The sequence below is a fragment of the Pseudoalteromonas sp. MMG033 genome, assembly GCF_057197785.1.
In genome coordinates this window covers 3955816-3977405 of the sequence record NZ_CM170070.1, presented here as the reverse complement: position 1 = coordinate 3977405, position 21590 = coordinate 3955816, and the positions used below count along the sequence as shown (strand labels likewise).

Below are 21590 nucleotides of genomic sequence, written 5' to 3'. Positions count from 1 at the left end.
CTTGTAAATATGACTAAACAAACCGACCCTAACTACCTCTACATCCCATATTCTGGCCCAACTTTATTGGAAACTCCGCTTCTTAATAAAGGCAGTGCATTTAGCCAGCATGAGCGTGAAAACTTCAACTTAGCAGGTTTAGTTCCTCCTCGTTATGAAACAATTGAGGAGCAGGTAGAGCGTTGTTATCAACAATTTTCAAGTTTCAAAGATAACCTAAACAAGCATATTTATTTACGAGCTATTCAAGACAACAATGAGACGCTTTACTACCGCTTAGTAAGAGATCACCTAGAAGAGATGATGCCTATCATCTACACACCAACGGTAGGTGATGCGTGTGAAAAGTTCTCTGATATTTATCGCAGCTCTCGTGGATTATTTATTTCATATGAAGATCGCCACAACATCGATGATATTCTTCGCAATGCGACTAAAGGCAAAGTAAAGGTAATCGTAGTAACTGATGGTGAGCGAATTCTTGGTCTGGGCGACCAAGGTATCGGTGGTATGGGTATTCCAATTGGTAAGCTGGCTCTTTACACAGTCTGTGGCGGGATCAGTCCTGCGTATACATTACCAGTGATGTTAGATGTGGGCACAAATAACGAGAAGTTATTAAACGACCCAATGTATATGGGTGCAAGACATAAGCGCATCAGTCAAGAAGAATACGACGAGTTCTTAGACCTATTTATTAAAGCAGTGAAGCGCCGCTGGCCAAATGTGTTACTTCAGTTTGAAGATTTTGCACAACCAAATGCAATGCCTCTTTTAAAACGCTACCGTGATGAAATTTGCTGCTTTAACGACGATATTCAAGGTACAGCTTCTGTAACAGTTGGCTCTTTACTTGCTGCTTGTCGAGTTAAAGGCGCAAAATTATCAGAGCAAAAAGTTGTTTTTGTTGGTGCAGGTTCAGCAGGTTGTGGTATCGCTGAGCAAATCATTGCCCAAATGGTATCTGAAGGTATCTCAGATGAGCAAGCGCGCAGCCAAGTGTTTATGGTTGACAGGTTTGGTCTATTAACTGAAGGAATGGAAGGCTTGAGAGACTTCCAAGCAGCACTTGTTCAAACGACAGCAAACCTAGAGAGCTGGAACTATAGCGGTGAGTTTGCATCTTTACTCGACGTGATGCACTGTGCACAACCAGATATTTTAATTGGTGTATCAGGACAACCAGGCTTATTTACTGAGCAAGTGATCAAAGCGATGCACGTAGGTTGTGAACAACCAATCATCTTCCCGCTTAGCAATCCATCTCGCCAAGTTGAAGCACATCCAAAAGATGTGATTGAGTGGACAGAAGGTAATGCGATTGTTGCTACTGGTAGCCCGTTTGAACCAGTGGAATTTGGTGGTAAAACACACGTAATCCCTCAATGTAATAACAGCTACATTTTCCCAGGTATTGGTCTAGGTGTATTGGCTGCTAAAGCGTCAAGAATCACTGAATCAATGTTAATGGTTGCGAGTGAAACATTAGCAGAATCTTCTCCATGGGCAAACACAGGTAAAGGTAGCCTGCTGCCTTCACTGGTAGAAATTGAGCAATTAAGTAAGCGAATTGCATTTGCTGTTGCCAAAAAAGCGATGGAAGAAGGGGTGTCTTTAGATATGCCTGATGACCTCATTTGGTCTGCAATTGATAAAAACTACTGGATGCCAGAGTATAGAAACTACAAACGTTGTAGCATCTAATATAAGTTGTTATAAGGCCCTCGATTGAGGGCCTTTTTATTGCGCTAAATAAATAGCAAACAATTGGTTTGTAGCTATACTTAATTAATAATTTACAGCACGGACTGCATGCAGTAGGAGTATCTATGCCGTCTAGATTTGTGCTTTTAGCTTGTGTTTTCCTTTCTTTCTTTAGCTTTTCCAAACCTTTAAAAATTGAAATTGTATCGGACTACAACCCATCCTATGGTGAATCCCCTGGGGATTTGGCTACTCAGCTGCTATTGATAATTGCTAGAAACTTAAATAATGAAATGGCGATTGAGTTTGTGCCAGCGAGTAGAGAACGTGAGTGGCGAGAGCTTAAACATCATGAAAACGTCTGCTTGTATAACAAGGTTCGAACGCCTGAGCGTGAAACAATGGCTTTGTTTGTGTCACTGCCTTTAATGGCCTTTCCCTCCAATCGACTTATCTTACGCAATAAAAAGTTTGTGTCTATCGAAGTGACTTTAAAAAAAGCGCTGTCAATGGGATTAAGGATTGGTGTTACCAAAGGCCGTTCATATGGACTAGAAATTGACGATTTTATAACTGCAAATACAGATAGGCTATTTATCGGTGAGGGCAATGATAGCGCATTTAGACTGAGGCAAATGTTGGTTCAAGGTCGTTTGGATGGGATCATTGAATATAGCTCAGTATTCGTCACGGATTTCCCTTCAGAAGAAGTGCTAAAAGATATCTCTTTTCATGCGATAGGCGATACAAAGTCCACTATTTTTGGCTACATCGCTTGTTCAGATTCTAAAGTTGGCAGAAGAGCAGTTGACTTGTTTGAAAGAACACTTCAAAAACGTAAAATTCAGGACTTAATTATACAAGCACATGCAAACCTATTTCTTCCCCAAGAAGAAGTGTTCATTAGTAATTCTCTAAAAGCAGCTTTTAGTATAAATGATTAAATTTTAGATTACTTTTTTTATTAAATCACTCTTAAGTTTACTTAGGTAAGTTATCAAAGCACTATGTATTGTTATAAATTAAATTTTTTAATGAAACTCTTGGTTTAATAGAATTTAGCCTTTTTCTCAGCTTTGCTCATGCTCCAATACTGATTACTGATTTTTTAATCATTAATTTTATATCAAAATAAAATATTATTGAAAACAAATTATTAAAGCAAGCTTGTGATAAATAAAGATATAATCATACGCCATATAGAAGAACTAATCACAGTCATCACTTTTTTATTACTAAGAAATTCCTATTTTTCATTAACAAAGCTTCCCGCTTTTAAACTGAATGCTAGAGATTTCGTCCATTTACAAGGCATTTTTTTACACCTAACTTAGATAGCGAAACAGGCAGTGAGGTATATCAACTTGTTAGATAGCGTTGAGTATTACCGCTGCAAAAAATCGACATTACGCCTTCTTTAAAAGGCTTTTTTAATAAATTAAACTAATCTAATAAAAGGGATTAAAAAATGAAAATCAAACTTCTCACAGCAGCTGTATCTTTACTTGTAATCAATAGTGCTGCAGCAAGCGTAATTGTAGACGATTTAGATGGATATGACCGTGAGTCTAATTATGCTGGTGAGTTAATGGAACGCATAGTAACAGACTCTGAAAATTCACGTACTTTCGGTGCTTGGGTATTCCGTGCAGATAGATACGGTACATGTTCTTCAGGCGCTGTATATGACGAAGTTTCTGGCCAATTCATTGCTAATGTTGGTATTAGCCCAGCAGGCCTAAACACACACCACATTGACCGTGTGAGCTTGCAAGGCTATTTCACTGATGAGCAATTACAACGTACTCGCGTTTTAATTCTAAACTGTGAATCTGAAACGGGTGTTAGCTATGTTGCAAAGCATAAAATCCCAGCCTTACCAAAGATCACATGGAATGCTAGCTTAACAGGTGTTGGTCCTTGGCAGACTCCGGACTGTAGCGGTCAATCTCAACATTGTGGTGGCGCAGGTTGGTATGACCAAGTTAGTTATACATCCTCAATTCTAGTAAACAATGGTACTGAAGACGGTTACTGTACATCACAAATTAACGATGGTTTAGTTTCAAAAGTATTTAATGGCGAAGGCTCTACACCGCTTTTCCACACAAATCACTTTGCACTAAATGAGCAAGTGTATTCACAAATCGGCCGAGTTTTCAGACAAACAGTAGCTTGTCATAACCCTGCAGGTACGACTGAACACACAACTGTTTGGGAAGTAACTGGTGAAAACGATATCAACCTAGTTGTTGATAACGTAAGTTATAAGTAATTGTTACTTTTACTTTGTAGAATGGGCCATTTGGCCCATTTTTTGTTCTAATTGCCGGATTTATTTTTTTGACTGTACCAATACTCGAGTTTCTCAAAGACTTTATTCGCTTCGATTGGCTTAGTAATATAATCATCCATGCCTGCATCCAAGCACTTTTGCTTATCACCTTGCATAGCGTTTGCTGTCATTGCAATAATGGGTATGTTTGAATTTTGTGGGCCAGCATTTGATTCACGAATGTTTTTAGTTGTTTCATATCCATCCATTATTGGCATTTGGCAGTCCATTAATATGATTGAATACTCTGATCCCACTGTGGTTTCTTTGAGCTTCTCTAGCGCTTCTAAGCCATTTTCAGCCACTTCTACTATTAGGTTTAAACTATCTAAGGTTCGTATAGCGACAATCTGGTTTACCTTATTATCTTCAACCAATAAGATCCGCGTATTTTTTGAAAATGTATTTCTAAATTTTTCTGTACTGTTCTGAATAGTTGCTTTGGACACATGCGCTGCTGAGTCAAGAGTTTCTGTGATTGTGGCAAGGGCTTTGAGTAAGTCTTTCTTGGTTGTAGGTTTTGTGAAATATCCATCCAGTTTTACAGAGCTATTATGTATTGCTTCAAAGTGTTCAGCTAAATGCGTCATCATAATTAATTTAATATGTTTGAAAGAGGCTTTACTTTTTATTTCTTTAGCCATTAGCTCACCACTTAAGCCAGTAAGCGTTTTATTGAACAGAACTAAATCAATAGAACTTTTATTTAGAATTCGTAAAGCCTGATCAGCATTTAAAGCTTCAATCACGCCGACTCCCCAGAATTCAAGCTGCTTTTTTATCGCATTATTACTTGAGGTATTTGGGTCAACAAGTAACATCGTGATGTTTCGTTTACTAAAGTCTGGGTTAATGACGTTTTCAATATGACTTTTTTTAACGGAGCACTGAATACTGAAACAGCTGCCAATGCCGACTTGGCTGGTGACATCTACATCGCCTCCAAGCAGCTGGCATAGTTTTTTTGTAATACTAAGGCCTAAACCGGTACCCCCATATTTACGTGTGGTTGAGGCATCAACCTGAATGAAAGAGTCAAATAATGTCGCGAGCTTTTCCTCAGGGATCCCAATACCTGTATCGCTTACATTACATGAAAAAATACAATTGCCGGTGTTATTATCTTCATCTAATGATGCAGATAGAATAATTTCTCCACTTTCAGTAAATTTAATGGCATTGCTTAATATATTTGTTACTACTTGTCTTATTCTGCCAGGATCAGATTGAATCATGGGTTCTTTGATGTCTGAAAAGTCTAAAACAATACTGACGCCTTTTTCTTGCGCAGCAAGGGCCATTGATTCTGAAAGGCTTTCAAGGAGCTCACGAAGATCAAAATCGACAAACTCAAGCTCAAGTTTGTCAGCCTCAATTTTAGAAAAGTCTAAAATATCGTTTATTAAGCTCAGCAATGAGTGCGCACTTGTACTGGCAATATTGACTGAATGCGATTGTTCTTGAGTTAATCCACTGCATTTTAATAAGTCCAACATGCCAATAACGCCGTTCATAGGGGTGCGTATTTCGTGGCTCATATTAGCTAAAAACTCAGATTTCAATCTGGTCGCTTCTTCCGCCTTTTTAAGTGCACCCTCCAGTTTTCTCGCTTGTGTTTCAAGTGAAGCTGTCTTCTCTGATACTTGCTGCTCAAGTGCGACAACAAATTGCTTTTGACGTCTGATTTCGGCTTTTTGTAGTTTTGTTCGCAAGTAAATGACCATAACAACACCACTTACAACAAATAGAGCATAAAGCGAATAAGCCCACCAAGTTTTCCAAGGCGGGGGAGAGACATACACATTTATTGATAACACTTTTTCTCCCCATTCACCGCTGCTGTTGGTCGCTTTAACCTTAAATTGATAACTACCACCATCCAAGTTAGTGAACGATGCAGTATTCCTATTACCAATTTCAATCCAGTTATCATCATACCCTTCTAGTTTGTAGGCGTAGATATTTTTGTTGGGGGATAAATAGTCGAGTACTGAAAACTCAAAAGAAAAGATGTAATCAAGATATGATATATTGATATTTTCTACATAAGAGTAGGGCGTATCAAGTTTAACGGGCACTCCCATTTTATTAAAGCCAGTTAAAACCAACTCAGGTTCTTCAATTGTCGTCTGTGTGGTCAATGTGCTGAAATATTCAATACCTCTTTGGCTATTAGTGAATAAAGTATTATTTTTCGCTTTCACCAAGCTGCTTGGGTAATAATTAAGTCCAAGTAGACCATTTTGACTGTCAAAGTTAGTGACTTTTCCTGTATTGGGGTTAAGTTTTGTAATTCCTTTGTTAGTTGTGAGCCATAAATTCCCTTTTTCATCATCTGATATTGACCTTATAAGGCTACTTGGTAGGCCACTTTGTGTATTAAAGTGAGTAAATGTATTAGAATCCTTTTTATAGAGGTTTAAACCTTGTTGGGTCGCTATCCAGATATAGCCATTTTGGGTTTCATAGATGTCTTGCACGATACTTCCAAGTAAACTGTTGTCAGAATCTTTAGTGTTAACAAACGATTTAAAACCTTTCGCTTCATCAACCCATAAATTCACACCATTTCCAGTACCGACCCAAATGTTCTGTGACTTATCTTTATATATTTTGAGTACTTCAGGATGAGACAATCCATATTCTTCACCTAAATGTTTAAATTCATTCAATTTGGGGTTGTAAATGTACACTCCGTTTTTGTATGTACCAACCCAAAGATGTCCATCTTTATCTACCGAAAGAGCTCTAATTTCACGAAACTCACTATAGCTTGGTTCAGATTTAGGGTAACTAATAAGCGTGCTTTGCATTGTGTTTAGATCAAACCTGACCAATCCCTCATCCTGTGCCATCCAAACAATGTTGTTTTTATCTAATAAAAGCACAGGGCGCTCTAATAACCTGTTCAACTCAAAACCTTTATCTTTGGTGAATACGGGTGGAAATAGAGCTCTTAAGGTTGATTCAGATACATCCCACTTGAATAGTTGTGAATCAGAGTTAGCGATTAATACATCTCCATCTTTATCAGCGGCAATACCGTTAGGCGCACTTAACTCTGGATTATCTATAGATTTAAACTTTCTATGTGGCACTAATTTGAAAATACCGTGCAATTCATTGGTGATCCAAAGTGTGTTTGCATTATCTTCAAAAATTATACGCATTCCACTATTTTGCTCTAGGTCAAGCTGTACCAGGCGCTCGCTGTTTTCATCTCTTCTAAATACGCCTCTGCTGGTTACAAACCAGATATAGCCTTCATGATCTTCAATTATGGAGTTTACCTGTCCTAGGTGCTGACCATTCACAAAACCAATTCTAGAAAATGACTGATCTTGTGAATTAAAAATAAATGGTCCTTTTTGTGTGCCAACGTATACGATCCCTTGTGATGACTTTAAAACGTGACGAATTTCATTCGCACCTGTAGGCGTTTTGTTATTGGGATCAGGAAAAAAGTATTCAAATGTGCCTTCTACTTTATTGTATAAATTCAAACCATAACTTGTTGCTACCCACAAGTTGTCTATGTCACTATTTTCGATATCCCAAACTCGGTTATGAGATAAGCCGTTATTTCCATTTTCTGTTTTTTTGACATGTTCAAAATTGTCAGGCCCAATATATTTATTGAGTCCATTATCATAAGAGCCAAGCCAAATCGTCCCATCCAAATCATGATAGAGAGATTGGATCCTGTTCGCGGAAATAGAACCAGGGACATTTTTATCATGATAATAATTTTCAAATTTACCTGTTTTCGGGTTATAGCGATTTGCGCCACCTCCCCAAGTGCCTATCCAAATGATGCCGTTTCTATCTATCATCAAATTGCCGGCATCATTGTGAGACAGGCCATTTACAGATTCACTATCAAATTCGAATAGTGTGACTTTTCGGCCATCATACCGCATAACACCATTTTCAGCAGTGCCAAACCATAACATGCCTTGCTGATCTTGTATGATTGAGTATATTTCAGAGGATACAAATCCATCTTCAGCAGTTAATTTTTTTGCAGAATATTGGTTGCTTAAGATGGGTATGCTGGCAAAGCAGAAACTTGGTATTAGCATGCCCAATACTACAATTGAGCCAATTATTGAAAGCGGTTTACCCATAAGTGATATTATTAACCGTGTTTTTATAGAAGATCTTGTTATTCATAATATTAGGCTAGTTTAAGTTATGAGCAATATCTATTCTGAGGGCTGTTTTTCTAGAAAATTGATTAACCTAGTAATTTGGATGATAACAGTTCCCCATGCTGAGAAAGTTAAGTCTTATGTCTCAGACATATAGACAAAACTTTGAATATTCAGTACCAATTAATTTAAATGTGTTTCAATTACACCCGTAGATACAAAAATGAATATTTTGGAGAGTTTATGCGTTTATTAACAGCTGCATTTTCGGTGTTGTTAAGCACTTCGGCAATGGCGGGGAGCATCCCAACGACTCCGCATTTATATGTAAAAGGGTACTCAGAAGTATCTGTTCAGCCAGATACAGCCATTATCAATGTTGCAATTAACGAGAAAAGCAAAAATCTACAGCAAGCAAAATCAGACGTTGACGATGTCGTTGCAAAAGCTTTAAGTATTGCGAAAAGCTTTGGTGTGAAAGGTAATCACATAAATGCCGACCAATTAAATGTTTACAAGCAAACTCGTTACAATCGCAGTACAAATGAGGAAGAATTCACCGGCTTTAAAGTGAGTCGTAACATCACGCTAAAACTGAAAGATATTGATAAATACCCTGAGCTGTTGCAAGCATTTGTAGACAGTGGCATTAATCAATTCAACAACACGCAATTCGTCGTTGAAGATAAATCAGAGATTATGAAAGAGCTTAAACAGAACGCTATTGAACAAGCAAAGCTTGGTGCAAAAGAACTTGCCGATGGTTTTGGTGTTAAAGTAGGTGACTTGTATTCTGTGTCTTTCGCGCCGATGAATGTTCCGACTCAGCCATATGCTAGAGGTAAAGTGATGGCAGCGGAATCTATGAGTCTTCAAGATGCATACAGCACGGGTGATACGAAATTGACAGCAGAAGTGTACGCGGTTTACTACATAGATTAATTTGGTTCTTTTAAAGTCCTCTTAAAACAACGTATACTAAAGATATACAAGGAATAGGGGACTTTTCATCATGTTTAGTGGACTGTTTGCTGCAATTTGCACACTTTTATATATCAAACTCAGTTTTAATGTAATTAAGCTAAGAAAATTACACAAAGTGGGGATTGGTGATGCAGGCCATAAAGACTTGCAAGCCAGTATCCGCGCTCATGCTAACTTTATCGAATATACCCCCCTGGCTGTTATTCTAGTTTTTATACTTGAATATCAACTGATTGGTAACAGCATGCTCATACCCATTGCTTGTCTTTTTTTAGCTGGCCGATTATTGCATGCCAAGGCTTTGTATGATGCAAACTTAAAAATGCGCGTTATAGGTATGGGTTGTACATTTTTATCACTCATAGTCATGGCGCTAATAAACGCTTATTTATACTTTTTATGACCAAAAAATACTTTGTTCTGGGCCTGCCTAGAACTGGGACAACGAGCTTATGTGTCTCAAGTCTTGATATCGGACTTAAAACTGCACACACTGCGTACACGCAACACACGCTAAAAACAGCGGAGTTTATTGCAGATACACCAGTATTTAATGATTTTCAGCAACTTTATCAACATTTCCCGCAAGCTAAGTTTATCTACTTAGAGCGTGATCATAATGTTTGGATACCATCGATTCGACGTTTACTTGTACGTATGTTACCAAAATTGATTGTACAAGGTGGCGGTTTTAATGAGACCTTAAAACGTTGTTATTTCGATGTTTTTAATGGTCTTGATGAAAAAAATATCAACGATGATGACTATTTAATTGAGTGTTATAATGGGCACAAACAAAGAGTTGTTGATTTTTTTGAATCAACCAATGTAGAGCATGTGACAATCAATTTATCTGAAATAGATAGCACACCTAAATTTGCCCAGTTTATGTCTGTTCCTAAACTTTCTATACCACATGTAAATAAGCATGGGAAAGTAACAGCCTGGAATGACATTAAACACCCTTTAAAAGTAGAATCAACAAGAATTGGCAAAGTAGATAAAGACAGTATTTTATATGACTTATAGTACTAAAATGTCTGATATTAATTTAAGTCATAAATTTTAAATGCACGTAGTAAGTGAGACTAAATAGCTAATGTTTGAACTAAAATATCACACACCGTTTGAGTGGACGCACAAAGTTATGGACGATTTTGTGACCTTTTTACAAGACCATGCCGCAGCAGAAAAAAAGGCATCAGGCATGGCGATGTCTATGTTAGGACATTACCCAGATAGAACTAAGCTGGTCAAAGCTATGGCTGATCTTGCTATCGAAGAAATGATTCATTTTAAGCAGGTATTAAAGCTCATTAATGAAAGAGGCTTGGAACTCGGAAATGATAAGCAAGATCCATATATTAAAAAGATGCGCGCTTTGTTTCGACAAGGTAGTGATGAGTTTTTAATTGATCGATTGCTCGTAGCGGCAGTGATTGAGGCGAGGGGACATGAGCGTTTTTCTCTCGTTGCTGAAGCTTTACCTGAAGGAAAAGATAAAGATTTCTACGTCGCGATTGCTAAATCAGAAGAAAAACATAAAAACTTATTCGTAGAATTAGGCTATGAGTATTTTGATAAAACGATTATTGATGCCAGACTTGAAGAGATATTAATAGCTGAAGCTCAAATCTGTGAAAGTATTCCATTTACAGCAGCATTGCACTAAATTTTCCAAGAAAAGCACTCTTAACTAGAGTGCTTTTCATTATGTTAAATCACGTTTTTTGTTATTTTCCTCGTAACTGAGTAGGACTTTATTATTTACTACTTAAATCATCTAGCTGATATCGCAGATGATCAAAGCTATTTAGCATTAATAAATATAAATCAAATTAACCTTACTCATTCAAACTCAAACATTTCCTAATTGTGTTAAATCATACATTCATGCATAGCCAGTCACATGCCAGTAAAAAACCTCCAAAGCATATTTAACCTAAGAAGCTAGGACGCATAATTTTCGAAGATGAAGTTCGAAGATGAAGCAACTCACAACATATTTAAATGCCAATGTCAGTGTAGTACTTTTAATGTAAGTAAAACTCTAATGACATATAACGATTTATATTAAAGGGAAAATTTTTTTGGCTAATGAGATACACACAACCAGAATTGTAAGCTAGTGCATTTTAGTTAAAAGAAGACAGGAAAAAACCAATTTGGTTTATCATCAACTGATTCATAATACCATTTCCATAAAACATCCTATAATTTATATTATGTTAAATGATGTTTGTGAGTGTTATCTAAGCATAATACCTACCTTCTTTTCTTTAGCGGGTTAAAACGCATCAATACTAAGTCCAATACTAGACGGTATCGGACATTATAGGGTTTATGCAAGCACTTTTAGCTTACTTGTTGTTATTTAACTTCGCTGATTGATATAGATCCATATGCCTTACTTAGGAAACGTTCCCAGCTATGCAACTTTAAATCTTGAGCAATTTTTTGTGAAATCAAAAGCACAGGCTTATTTGAATTTCCATTTCGTCTAACTCCAACCAGTTTTACAGGCGTTGGTAATTCCGTACCATCTACTGTCAAAGTTAAATACATTTTTGGCCAAGCAAAGTCGCATCTGAACCAAGAAAGCTCTTGCGCAGAATATGTTTTTGGAATGACTAGCTCGACATGATAACTATCATTTTCAAACCAGTTATAACAATTAGCTGTTTGTGCTGTATGTGCATTTTCCCCAGCCATTAAAACTAAAACATCGATTTCAATATCCATTACTTTTTCAAGCTTAGATATAATCTCGACCTTGCTATTGCTTGGCGCTAAAAACGATTCGGTTAACTCGGTATGATAACTTTTAAGAGCCTCAAAAAACTCATCTCTTGATACAAATTCAGAGTAATCTTCTGAACTGCCTTTGGCCATTGTATTCCACACTTTTTCAGGAAGTTTTTCATTTAACTGAGGAAATGTTTCAAAGCTTGCACCTTTAATTTCTAACTTTGAATAATCAGTCTTATGAACCAATGAGTTTTTAAACTCTTCATCTTTTAAAAACTCATTGACTACTGTAAGGGGTCGTTCATTTCTAGATTTAGCCAAACCATGAAATCCAACTTTCGATTCCTCTGAAAGCCCCGTAAATACTAGACCTCTAAAATTTTCGAGTCAAAGTCTCAAATATTAAAAATACATTTGTTTTTAGACAAAACCCGCTCATTCCATATCATTTTACGCTCATTCCTGCTCACAATACGTTTAGAATTAGACTAAAATTCGCCGTTTTTAAAAACGTTTAAACGCCCTTTAAACAGACATTAAAGCCGCTTTAAATGCGGTTTAAACATCAACAAGCTTAACTTCAACAATTCGATTCATATCCGGGTCGATTTGAATTGTGATCTGAACTCCATTTGCTACGAACTGCAGAATGCTTTGGTTAAATGATGAATTTGTTTGTGCTTGGACCAACTTCATTAATTCAGTCGTTTGCTCAAATCCGATAATTTGAATCGCAGTTTTTAGCATTGATTCATCAATAACTACCAGTGTGCTTTTTGTTTCAGGTGCAATATCTAAAACTGATTTGAATAATTTTGGATGCAAGTGCCCTATTATTAATTTCGTTCCAGAGTCAGGTTTTCCTAATGCTTGCTTTGCAGCAACAGTCGAAACTTGAGATTTAAAATAGTCTTTGCCTTCATTTATAGCGGCATTAAAAATTGGCGTGGCCACTTCTCGAATTTGGTGATCGAGTTTCGCAAGCATTTGGCCTGTTGACTTGTCTGCACCTAACCATGCAAGACCAGGATTGTAATCCCAGCCTAAGTCGATGCCCGGTAATCGCTCTAGTTCTTCACCTGTTTTTGGATCAACTTCAATGAATGGTTTTTGGTACGAAGTTAATGCAGAATCAGGCGTAACAGTTAAACCCATGCGTTTAATGTCTGAATCACTTAAGCTCACAACTTTACATCTACAGTTCCAACCATTTGGCGGATAATGAGTTACCCAAAAATTATGTTCAATTGGTAAAAGTATGTAGTTCCACGCGTTATGCTGCGGCCTTACTCGCAAGTCACCTGCAGTTAAATATAAAAGATAAGGCCTACGATGTTTGATCCGTTCTTGTTGTTGCCATCGGCCAGCTGCACGCGCGGTATTTTTATTGTTTTGATAAATTAATTGAGTTCGCCAACCGCGTTTTCCATTGTATGACCAACCGTGTTTAGCAACGGTTTTATCAAAGCGTGCTCTAAAGTCGGTGATCGTCTCCCCATTTTCAATTGCAGCAAGCACATCTTTATATAAGTCATCCAGCAGCTCAGTTTTGGTAGCACCAGCAACGGTAAACGCTCTTGCGTGAATGTGCCCAAGTAAATCTTTATATGACTCAGTTGGTATTTGAACTTTTGATTTTAGATTTGAAATGGCCTCGTCGAATTTTACGAATTGGCCATATTGTGATTTAAGATTAGGCATAAAGTCGTTTAATGAGTTTGAAAGCCACCACATTCAAGAAAAAATTGAATGTAAGTAGGTTTATCCCCTGGCCAATCTCCGTGATCCCAATTTTCCATGAAATATGCGATTGCCTTAGATTGCTCTTCATTTGCATCAATAGGGTCATTGGTCAATGGCGGATGATTTAATATCTCTGCTATTTTTTTAACCTTTAAAAGCTCAAATACGTGTGAGTTTGGTGCACCAAAGCAAAAACACTGTTCATTTTTTGGAGTGAATTCTACAGTCATTTTTGGACCTCACAACTTAGCTATATCAAGAGAAATGGCTTGATCAGCGCCCTGCTCATCTCGCTTGTAAAACCGAATAAATCGACAGCTATCAATGGTGTTTACAGACTCGGCAATGATGTCCATGGCTTTTTGCCATTTACCTGTTTCGTCTTGAATTTCTAGCTTACGAAGACTCAAAATACGTTGTGGATTGATAGTGCCTTGCTTGTCAGTTGAGAACACTTTGTTGACAATGGCTTTAATGTTTTGATTACCACCTTCAGTCCATTCGCTAATGCATTCATCTATCAATTCTTTCGCAATTTGTAGCTCAGGACCCAGCTCAATTCGTTCTTGAATTTGTATTTTCACGGACAAGGCATGGTCGAAAGAACGCAGTGTTAAATTGCCTTTTTTACCGCCCAAATTAACGTCATATTCTTGCGCCAATAACTCTAAAAAGTCGTCAGCTTCATCCATTTGTTGCTGCTTAAACTCTGCGAGCTGTTGTTGCTGTTTTTCAGCAAGTTCTATCGCTTTTTTGACATATTCGTCTTTAATCAAGTCTGTTTGCTTCACGTTCGTGAGTGCTACTAAGTTGCCTTTACCATCTTTTAAAAAACCTTCTGGAATCGCATTCATATGGTTAAATCTCCTGTTGATTTGCCTCGTTCATTCCTTCTAAAACCTCCAACTCAAGCGCCTTAGCAGCGACTTCTGTTAGGGCTGAATTGGAGATATTGGGGAATTCATCAAGGATGTTTTGTTTTAGTTCATCGAGGTTGTTTGCTTGTTTGGCAAACTCAAAAATCTTCTTAATTTCGGTATCAGTTGCCTGGTCATACTCGTCAAAAATTGTGATATCAGCGCCCTGCTGTTCACTTGAAAAGTCCTGTTTTGCTGGCGTAGAAATGCCTTGACCATCGTCTTTAATTTCTAGCAACGCAGCACCTTTTTGAGGCTTGGGTATGCCTAAAGTCTTGTAAACATAATCCTCTGAAACAGGCACCATACGAGCTGATTCACGAATGACGTTGAGGTTTCGAGATTGATTTCTTTCTTGTCACGCCAAACGTATTTCGGCGGTTCGCCGCCATCGAAATTCACTTTATGGATAGTTTCTAATAACTGGTTTCGATAACCAGATACTAGCGCCCTATCAGCGCGTTGGTTTTCACCTGCGCGTTTTGCGTGTGTTTCACTTGCTGCACGTGCACCGGCTTTTTGTTCTGTTGCGAGTGTTTGAGATGTCAGCGCTTTACTCATTTCTGAGTTACACAAATTAATAAGCTGAAGCTGAACAGGTTCACCTGACATTTTGCTTTCAATGATTTCTAAGCTTGAGTCATCTGGAATGACGGCAATACCTTCAGTGATCAACTTAGCTAGGCCTTCAAGCAATTCTCCAATTTCCTTGTCCTGCGTACCAATTGGATACTTTCCGACAGGAAAAGGCACACCAAAGCGCTCGCACAACTGAACGAAAAACTTAAAGCCACCATGCTTGAACATCCAAGGCCAAAAGCAGCTACTTAAAAGCGCAATCCCGTATGGATTTTTTGCCTCTGGCATATGCCTAACACACGTCCATCGGTCTTCATTTATGGGCTCGCCTTCGGGGTTTTCGCGGGTTTTAACAAGCAATTCATGGTCAGAATTAAAAGCAAAGCGCCCTGCTGGCCATTGTTCAATTGTGCTAGGTATCCACGCGTTGTCTTGCTTTTCGAATTTGCCTAAATGGGTAACGGCAAAGCCATGTAAAATTGCGCTGTAGTTATGCCAATCAATGTCCATCCATTGAGTATTTTTGGCAGGGCTTGAAGCCATGAGCGCTTTGGCAATCTCAAAACTTTTCATACTCGCTGAATCATCACCACCTGGCACCAGTTCAGCATTGAATGCGAACATACCTGAGCGCAAACTACGCAATTCGCCAATTACATGGGCATCGCGTGCTATCTCGTCATATATGAACGAGCTTTTACCTGCTTTGCGTAATATCGGGTCGGGGTTTGGTAATTCTCGCATCATGGCCCATAAAGCAGGGTCTGTTTTACTCATCGAAAAGGCTTTTTGTAGTGCTCGATAGCCCTTATAACTTAAATGGGGTTTAGACATGATAGCCCCCTATTGATTTGGTCACTTTTCGACTTCTTATTTTTGGAATGCCACCCGCGCCTGTGCTAGCAATCATCCATAAAATGGTGAGTGCACAACTGAGGTCATAGTGATGGTGGCTTTGTTTCTCTGGCCAGTTTTCTAACTCGTCCATGAGTAATCGACTTCGACGAGTATGAAAAAGAATCTGTGAGGGTTCGTTGATCACAAAGGGCTCTAACCCCTCGATGCGCTCCTCTTGCGGCACAGTTGCCGTTACACCTCTCAGCGGCAGTGCCACGCCCTCGTCTAATGCATCTTTCATGTAGGTTTGGCGCATAAAATCAAAGGCGTTATTGTTCTCAAAACCCCATACCAAACAGTTGTATTCAAGCTGCAGCTTTATCAAATCTTTTAATAGTCGACTTGGGCCGCGTACTTTTCGGCTTTCATACTCAAGGTGCAATTGCCCAAGCTCTTTTGCCCAAAAGCCAACAAGTAAAGCGCTTGGGTCAGCACTGGCTGTTTTGCCCATGCTTGGGTCACATGCGCCGTACGGTGTCCACAGGTTTAAGCGGTTAACCCAAGTCTCAAAGCGATAAAAGATCTGCTCTTCGTCAGACTTGGCAATGCCTTGCATCTCGCGATTAAACTCACGTTTGTTCGATGCTCGCATTGCCATCAAGTCATAGAGAGAACGCACGCTTGGCCAACTGGTTTTTGCACCTTTAGACATGCGCTTTTTGTTCTTAATCCAAAATTTAAAGCTTGGCTTTTCTTCAAGGGCGACTGCTCTCCCTTTACCTGCGGCTTGCTTTTCAAACTCCTTGTCTTTGTAAAGCATAAGCTCTCGACACTGCTCCCAAAGCTCCATGTTTTCAGGGAGCTGTGATATTGCTTTAAAGCGATGCACGATATGACCAGCGGCATGCTCAGCCCTTGATATTGGGTCATCATTATTGAGCACAGTATTTACACCAAGGAATTTAACTCCTTTGCCTGGTGGGCCAAGGTATTGCACTGCAGCTTCTAAAAATGCCCAGCGATTGTCCCTTTCTGTTGCTGATTTGGCCTCTTTATCGGTGATGATATCATCAGACAGAAGTAACTTAGGGCGGCTTGCTCCATGGAATGCCCCCCGAACTGATTGTTCCGAACCACGGCTTTCAAAGCGCACACCTTGAGGCGTTGCAAATTCACCAATCTTCCATAGTGGTGACTTGTCGCAGACTTCGGGAAAGTCCAACATCAAGTTACCATTGCTCAACAACTCAGTTTTTACTACCTCTAAAGTTTTGGCAGGCATCTTTGCTTCAGCGCCAAACAGAATAACAAAGTCGATGTAAATATTGGGCTTTGTCAGGCCCAGTTCGTAACATAAGGCTTCATCTTGTAGTAACGCTAAGACAGCGATGTATATCGGGGCAATCTTTACAGCTAAAGTGGATTTACCTTCACCACGCGGGGCAACAAACCAGTGTTTCCAGTAGTTATCGAGGTCAATGGCCTGAGGAAACCAATCCATAAAGTATCGTTGGAACTCACTTGGCCTTTGCCCTTCATCAAGCCACATATGATGGGGGAAATACGTATACACAAAGAACTCAAAGTCGCCGCCCAACACGCGCTTTCTTCGCTCTAAAATTGCCTCGGGGCTTGGGTCAATATCACGTTGTTTGGCTTCGATATCAATTCTTAGCGCTGACGTGATTTGCTCTAATTCTTCTAAGAATTCTTTGTTACTTATATCGGCCATTAGTCGTCCAACATGCTGCTTAATTGAGGGCCAAAGGCGGTTAGGATCTCAACCAATTGCGGCGCATAATCGGGGTGATATTTGGATACAAAGCCTGCTAGCTTTTTCATGACATCAGCTGCAACGGCACGTTTTTCAATAGACTTATTACCGCCGCTGAGCTTCATGATTTTTGAGTATGTATCGCTAAGTTGATTTAACGCTTTGATACGACCATCGATTGATAACCCTTCATCTTGTTTGATGAGCTCAAAGGTCGCATTGGTTTGGATGGTAAACTCTTCTATAAAGTCTTGGGTAAACTCACCTGCGGGACCAGTTGCCTTACGTGCTGCAGCTCTAGCCAAATCCCAATCATCACCTGTTGCTTTGGCTTCACTTTTCCAACGTCTTGCTGTGCTGTCTGCGACTGTATGTTTTATAGCAGCAACAGACAGTGCCAAAAGCTCATTCACATAACTGTGTCTAACCGCATTCTTTTTATCTTCTGAGTGTGCCATCAAGTGCCCCCACTCAGTTTTAACACTTCAGCAGCTATTGCAACGACCAATCCCGCACCGCCACCGATTGAAGCAATTTTTACGCGGTTGTTAGTAACTTGGTCCTCGACTTCCTCTACTCTTCCTTCAAGTCTGTCCACGCGTTTTGTCAGGTCAGTTTTGATTTCTGTTACTTCTTTTAAGATCGCTGTTTGGGTCGCTTGAATGTGACCGATAGACTGAAACAGTTGGTTCTCTTGTTCAGGTGTCATACCATTCCCCTGTTTTCATCTGCTCGGCTAACTGATCTGCTCGTTCGCCAACTTGCACGGCCCAGCGGCTATCGAACATTTCAATTACAGCTTTGTCCCAATCACCGCGCTCTACGGCAGCAAGTGTCTTTTTGAAAGCCAACAAGCCATGAATGCCAAGGTTAAAGGCCATATTGATAAGAACAGCTTTTCGGGCGGGGTTACATTTGGATGTATCAATGTGCTTTTCGACTTGGGCAGTAAAATAAGCAATATCGTTGTTAAGCAGGTAATTGATTTCGTCGTCAGTCAGGCCTCGTTGCTCAAGGTTCCTGCCAACGCCTATCGATTGGTAGCCGCCAGGGCATATATAAACGGTTCGTTCATACCCTTCATGACTGATTAATTGTTGTTTTAGTTTTTCCATGCCATTTCCATGTCGTGAGTTACATGGTTAGTCTGGCAAATTAAGTGCGGGAATTTAGGTGTAAAATGTTTTGCGGTGATTTGAAGTGATGTGGATATATTAGGCTAAAGCAAAAAACGGTCTACTGCAATAATGACCGTTTAAATGAGGTTTAAAGTGAGTTTAAACATTCTGTTGTTTTGCAAACTCAGTTAGTTCATAAATCATATTTTCAATGATAAAGGTGTTTGGAGGTAAACAAGGGGCCCATAAACCACCGTATTCGTCACAATACATAGGCTCTGTAAACCCAGCCTGTCCCATTTGGATAAAACAACGTCCATTACTTGCCTTCCCAATATGAAATGCAAAAGGCGCGCTGTCATCTCCCCACCAATGCCAATACATACCGTCTTTGTTTGGTAGTTCCGTTGTCCATTCACCAAGGTTTAGCTTACTAACTTTCGTCATGATGCACCTCTTTATGTGGGTGATAAATGGTGTCGTTGATAATGCCACTGAGTCTTTCTAGTTTTTTGAGCTTCACTTTTTCGAGCTCATCTTCAGCCCCAAGCATATGTATAATTTGTTCACTCATAATCGCAACATCGGCAATTTCTTCAATCACATTGTCGCGGTGTCCCATTCGTTCTTGAATGAACAATTTATTTAATTCAGCGGTTAGCTCACCACATTCACCCATTGCCATACTCGCTTGGGTTTTAACCCCCCATTTTTCGATGGCTGAATTGAAAAGCGTTTTCTTACAAATATCCATACACCATCTCACTCCATACCCAAAACAAGCTTACTATGGTTCACATCACCTACAATGGTCGATACGCTCCCTTCGACTTCTCCGCAATCTATATTTCCGAAAGTGTTTGTTACGGAACCGACTACATCACCACATATCACATCACCTGAGCGGCATATAACCGTATCGGCATTGCGGACGTTTACAGAGCCATTTAACACACCCAAATTTTCAACATTACCATGGATATGAATAGAGATTTTTTGGTCGGTATCTATTTTAAGCTGTTTACCGTCAACAATAAGCTCACTGCCTCTGATCTCAATCTCCTTGCCATGCACCAATGTATCGTTGATTTCGAGTTTTCCGTTTTCTTCTTTCATTTGTATTAACATATCAATTTCCTATTTCGTTTTTCGCCTCAGCTAAATCAGCTTCGAGGTTATTTAGCGGTAGCTTTAAGTCCTTTCTACCTGCTATGTAATTTTCGGTTATCTGCAGCGCTATCTGACATTGCACCTTGGAAGGTAAGCATTTACCAGATAGCTGCTGCGCGGTGAGTAACACAAAATTGTTTTTGTGCATTGTTACTCCTAAAGCGGTAAATCTATTTGCCTGTGTTTATCTCCTAACAGATCCAGTTGAGCCTCTAAAGCAATTGGGTCACCAGTGCTTAATGCTGTGCCACTAAGGATTAACCAAATACATTGCCTGGTTAAGCCATACTGCTCAGCCAACTCTTGAACTGGTACGCCTAATTCATGCGCTTTAATGATCTCCTGGTTTCTAAACTGCAAGAGCACTTTATCTACCTTTGGGATCTGATAACTTTTTGCACCATGATTTTCACTTAAGTGCATAGCTAGCTCAGTACCAAAGACCTGGCAAAATTCGTGTTCTGGTTTTGGGTTTAGTGGGATATACATCATCCTTAGTTGATGCTGCTTTAACAAAGAAACAGCTCTCTCAACCCCAAGAACTTCGACGAACTTACGCACACCATGCGGTAACAAGCTCAGATCAATATCATGCTCAGCCATCTTCAAGTTCCTCTAGCAACGATTCCAAACTATGCTCATTCGAAGCCGCTTTCATTTCACGAACTTCATCCCACTTGGTCCTTAGCTTGCTAACACGCCTAATTTCCAATGGCAAGTTGTCGTACTCGGCCTCTTCATAGAGCGTTCTGTCGGGGTTGATCACGATAGATTCACCTCTAGGCATGATTCGTCTCCTTACGATGTAGCCATTGTTTCAGGATTTCTATAATGGCGGACCAATGGCTCTCAGCTTCATGCAAGCGCTGTCCATTGCAGTACTTTTCACAGAATGTTTCACATGCTTGCTTTGAGTCTTGCTTTACTTTTCCCGCACGGGCCAGTTGGCCCCAAAGGCTATAAATTAGCCTGAGTTGCTTTGGCATTTCAGCCAGAACCCGATAACGCCGTAATAATGCCTTTTGTTGGTTCTTAGTAAGGCCAGTACAGCTATTTGTGAGACCGCCACTGATCTGTTTAACGTTTTTCACATGGCGTACCTGGTCTATTCCGGCTGCGCGTTGTGCTGCTTTTATTGCTTTAATCATCGGATTCATGCTGCACGCTCCACTTGAGAAACTTGGTGATTCGGGAATACAGCAAATTCTTCTAACTCGAAGTCCCAGGGCTTTGTATCGTCGATACAGATTTTTGCGACGTTTGAATATAGACGGGTAAAAAGCGTGGTAAAACTTACCTGTTGTTTTACCTTCACTAATTGCTTGCACTCGTATAACCTTTCCCCGAGGAAGATGCAAAAAGCCACGGCAACGTTGCCTTCTACGCTATCCAGAATACGCCCTTTTGGGTCATTCATGGCAAGTACACTAAGCATATGTTGATCGGTCAGCGTGTCATTTAGGACAAAATGACCGCCGAATATGGGCTGATAAATTTTCACTCTTATCATGGTGTTTTCCTTATTTAACG

The 21590-nt window shown here is 39.5% G+C and carries 26 protein-coding genes; 7 read left to right on the top strand and 19 right to left on the bottom strand.

Annotation, left to right across the window (positions count from 1 at the left end; translation table 11 throughout):
- The first annotated feature begins 9 nt into the window (after positions 1 to 9).
- The 3 genes from AC2CZC_RS17310 to AC2CZC_RS17300 all read left to right on the top strand — a co-directional run bounded on the left by AC2CZC_RS17310 (position 10) and on the right by AC2CZC_RS17300 (position 3979).
- The gene (locus AC2CZC_RS17310; protein WP_484582763.1) at positions 10 to 1704 is read left to right on the top strand and encodes an NAD-dependent malic enzyme; all 1695 of its coding nucleotides are present in this window, start codon (positions 10 to 12) and stop codon (positions 1702 to 1704) included.
- A gap of 125 nt (positions 1705 to 1829) precedes the next feature.
- The gene (locus AC2CZC_RS17305; protein WP_484582762.1) at positions 1830 to 2648 is read left to right on the top strand and encodes an ABC transporter substrate-binding protein; all 819 of its coding nucleotides are present in this window, start codon (positions 1830 to 1832) and stop codon (positions 2646 to 2648) included.
- A 524-nt stretch (positions 2649 to 3172) separates the two neighbouring features.
- The gene (locus AC2CZC_RS17300; protein WP_484582761.1) at positions 3173 to 3979 is read left to right on the top strand and encodes a hypothetical protein; all 807 of its coding nucleotides are present in this window, start codon (positions 3173 to 3175) and stop codon (positions 3977 to 3979) included.
- A 47-nt stretch (positions 3980 to 4026) separates the two neighbouring features.
- Here the strand turns inward: AC2CZC_RS17300 and AC2CZC_RS17295 are convergent, their stop codons facing one another.
- Positions 4027 to 8121 carry a response regulator gene (locus tag AC2CZC_RS17295; protein ID WP_484582760.1) on the bottom strand — a complete coding sequence of 1365 codons (4095 nt, stop codon included), beginning with the start codon at positions 8119 to 8121 and terminating at the stop codon, positions 4027 to 4029.
- Positions 8122 to 8433: 312 nt separating this feature from the next.
- On the opposite strand from AC2CZC_RS17295, the gene AC2CZC_RS17290 reads away from it, so the two are divergent.
- The 4 genes from AC2CZC_RS17290 to AC2CZC_RS17275 all read left to right on the top strand — a co-directional run bounded on the left by AC2CZC_RS17290 (position 8434) and on the right by AC2CZC_RS17275 (position 10846).
- Positions 8434 to 9132 (top strand): SIMPL domain-containing protein, encoded by a 699-nt coding sequence (locus tag AC2CZC_RS17290; RefSeq protein ID WP_484582759.1) that lies wholly within the window; start codon positions 8434 to 8436, stop codon positions 9130 to 9132.
- A 70-nt stretch (positions 9133 to 9202) separates the two neighbouring features.
- A complete protein-coding gene (locus tag AC2CZC_RS17285) occupies positions 9203 to 9577 on the top strand; it encodes an MAPEG family protein (protein WP_484582758.1) in 375 nt (124 codons plus the stop codon).
- Positions 9574 to 10203: a sulfotransferase gene (locus AC2CZC_RS17280; RefSeq protein ID WP_484582757.1), complete on the top strand. Its 630-nt coding sequence runs from the start codon at positions 9574 to 9576 to the stop codon at positions 10201 to 10203. The genes AC2CZC_RS17285 and AC2CZC_RS17280 overlap by 4 nt, the downstream gene beginning before the upstream one ends.
- A 70-nt stretch (positions 10204 to 10273) precedes the next feature.
- Complete coding sequence (locus tag AC2CZC_RS17275; RefSeq protein ID WP_484582756.1) at positions 10274 to 10846, top strand: MiaE family protein; 573 nt, start codon at positions 10274 to 10276, stop codon at positions 10844 to 10846.
- 698 nt (positions 10847 to 11544) lie between these two features.
- Here AC2CZC_RS17275 and AC2CZC_RS17270 read toward each other — a convergent pair.
- The 18 genes from AC2CZC_RS17270 to AC2CZC_RS17185 form a co-directional block, all read right to left on the bottom strand.
- Positions 11545 to 12243 carry a hypothetical protein gene (locus AC2CZC_RS17270; RefSeq protein ID WP_484582755.1) on the bottom strand — a complete coding sequence of 233 codons (699 nt, stop codon included), beginning with the start codon at positions 12241 to 12243 and terminating at the stop codon, positions 11545 to 11547.
- A 237-nt stretch (positions 12244 to 12480) separates the two neighbouring features.
- The gene (locus AC2CZC_RS17265; RefSeq protein WP_484582754.1) at positions 12481 to 13623 is read right to left on the bottom strand and encodes a phage head morphogenesis protein; all 1143 of its coding nucleotides are present in this window, start codon (positions 13621 to 13623) and stop codon (positions 12481 to 12483) included.
- A gap of 8 nt (positions 13624 to 13631) precedes the next feature.
- On the bottom strand, positions 13632 to 13895 hold the full coding sequence (locus tag AC2CZC_RS17260) for a hypothetical protein (RefSeq protein ID WP_484582753.1): 264 nt from the start codon (positions 13893 to 13895) through the stop codon (positions 13632 to 13634).
- Positions 13896 to 13904: 9 nt separating this feature from the next.
- Positions 13905 to 14519 carry a DUF3164 family protein gene (locus tag AC2CZC_RS17255; RefSeq protein ID WP_484582752.1) on the bottom strand — a complete coding sequence of 205 codons (615 nt, stop codon included), beginning with the start codon at positions 14517 to 14519 and terminating at the stop codon, positions 13905 to 13907.
- 4 nt (positions 14520 to 14523) lie between these two features.
- Positions 14524 to 14820 (bottom strand): hypothetical protein, encoded by a 297-nt coding sequence (locus AC2CZC_RS17250; protein WP_484582751.1) that lies wholly within the window; start codon positions 14818 to 14820, stop codon positions 14524 to 14526.
- 29 nt (positions 14821 to 14849) lie between these two features.
- Positions 14850 to 15995 (bottom strand): phage portal protein family protein, encoded by a 1146-nt coding sequence (locus AC2CZC_RS17245; protein WP_484582750.1) that lies wholly within the window; start codon positions 15993 to 15995, stop codon positions 14850 to 14852.
- Positions 15988 to 17730 carry a hypothetical protein gene (locus AC2CZC_RS17240; protein ID WP_484582749.1) on the bottom strand — a complete coding sequence of 581 codons (1743 nt, stop codon included), beginning with the start codon at positions 17728 to 17730 and terminating at the stop codon, positions 15988 to 15990. The genes AC2CZC_RS17245 and AC2CZC_RS17240 overlap by 8 nt, the downstream gene beginning before the upstream one ends.
- Positions 17730 to 18230, bottom strand: a complete 501-nt coding sequence (locus AC2CZC_RS17235) for a DUF1804 family protein (protein ID WP_484582748.1) — start codon at positions 18228 to 18230, stop codon at positions 17730 to 17732. The genes AC2CZC_RS17240 and AC2CZC_RS17235 overlap by 1 nt, the downstream gene beginning before the upstream one ends.
- The gene (locus AC2CZC_RS17230) at positions 18230 to 18481 is read right to left on the bottom strand and encodes a hypothetical protein (protein ID WP_484582747.1); all 252 of its coding nucleotides are present in this window, start codon (positions 18479 to 18481) and stop codon (positions 18230 to 18232) included. Before AC2CZC_RS17230 ends, AC2CZC_RS17235 begins: the two co-directional genes overlap by 1 nt.
- Complete coding sequence (locus AC2CZC_RS17225; protein ID WP_484582746.1) at positions 18471 to 18887, bottom strand: glycoside hydrolase family protein; 417 nt, start codon at positions 18885 to 18887, stop codon at positions 18471 to 18473. The genes AC2CZC_RS17230 and AC2CZC_RS17225 overlap by 11 nt, the downstream gene beginning before the upstream one ends.
- A gap of 162 nt (positions 18888 to 19049) precedes the next feature.
- Positions 19050 to 19337 carry a hypothetical protein gene (locus tag AC2CZC_RS17220; RefSeq protein WP_484582745.1) on the bottom strand — a complete coding sequence of 96 codons (288 nt, stop codon included), beginning with the start codon at positions 19335 to 19337 and terminating at the stop codon, positions 19050 to 19052.
- Positions 19324 to 19644, bottom strand: a complete 321-nt coding sequence (locus tag AC2CZC_RS17215) for a hypothetical protein (RefSeq protein ID WP_484582744.1) — start codon at positions 19642 to 19644, stop codon at positions 19324 to 19326. The genes AC2CZC_RS17220 and AC2CZC_RS17215 overlap by 14 nt, the downstream gene beginning before the upstream one ends.
- Before the next feature lie 8 nt (positions 19645 to 19652).
- Positions 19653 to 20018: a hypothetical protein gene (locus AC2CZC_RS17210; RefSeq protein ID WP_484582743.1), complete on the bottom strand. Its 366-nt coding sequence runs from the start codon at positions 20016 to 20018 to the stop codon at positions 19653 to 19655.
- 1 nt (position 20019) lies between these two features.
- Positions 20020 to 20208: a hypothetical protein gene (locus tag AC2CZC_RS17205; RefSeq protein ID WP_039609937.1), complete on the bottom strand. Its 189-nt coding sequence runs from the start codon at positions 20206 to 20208 to the stop codon at positions 20020 to 20022.
- Positions 20209 to 20216: 8 nt separating this feature from the next.
- Positions 20217 to 20663: a Mor transcription activator family protein gene (locus tag AC2CZC_RS17200; RefSeq protein WP_484582742.1), complete on the bottom strand. Its 447-nt coding sequence runs from the start codon at positions 20661 to 20663 to the stop codon at positions 20217 to 20219.
- Positions 20656 to 20847: a hypothetical protein gene (locus tag AC2CZC_RS17195; RefSeq protein WP_484582741.1), complete on the bottom strand. Its 192-nt coding sequence runs from the start codon at positions 20845 to 20847 to the stop codon at positions 20656 to 20658. The genes AC2CZC_RS17200 and AC2CZC_RS17195 overlap by 8 nt, the downstream gene beginning before the upstream one ends.
- Complete coding sequence (locus AC2CZC_RS17190; RefSeq protein ID WP_484582740.1) at positions 20840 to 21217, bottom strand: phage protein GemA/Gp16 family protein; 378 nt, start codon at positions 21215 to 21217, stop codon at positions 20840 to 20842. The genes AC2CZC_RS17195 and AC2CZC_RS17190 overlap by 8 nt, the downstream gene beginning before the upstream one ends.
- Positions 21214 to 21570, bottom strand: a complete 357-nt coding sequence (locus AC2CZC_RS17185; RefSeq protein WP_484582739.1) for a hypothetical protein — start codon at positions 21568 to 21570, stop codon at positions 21214 to 21216. The genes AC2CZC_RS17190 and AC2CZC_RS17185 overlap by 4 nt, the downstream gene beginning before the upstream one ends.
- Positions 21571 to 21590: the final 20 nt, after the last annotated feature.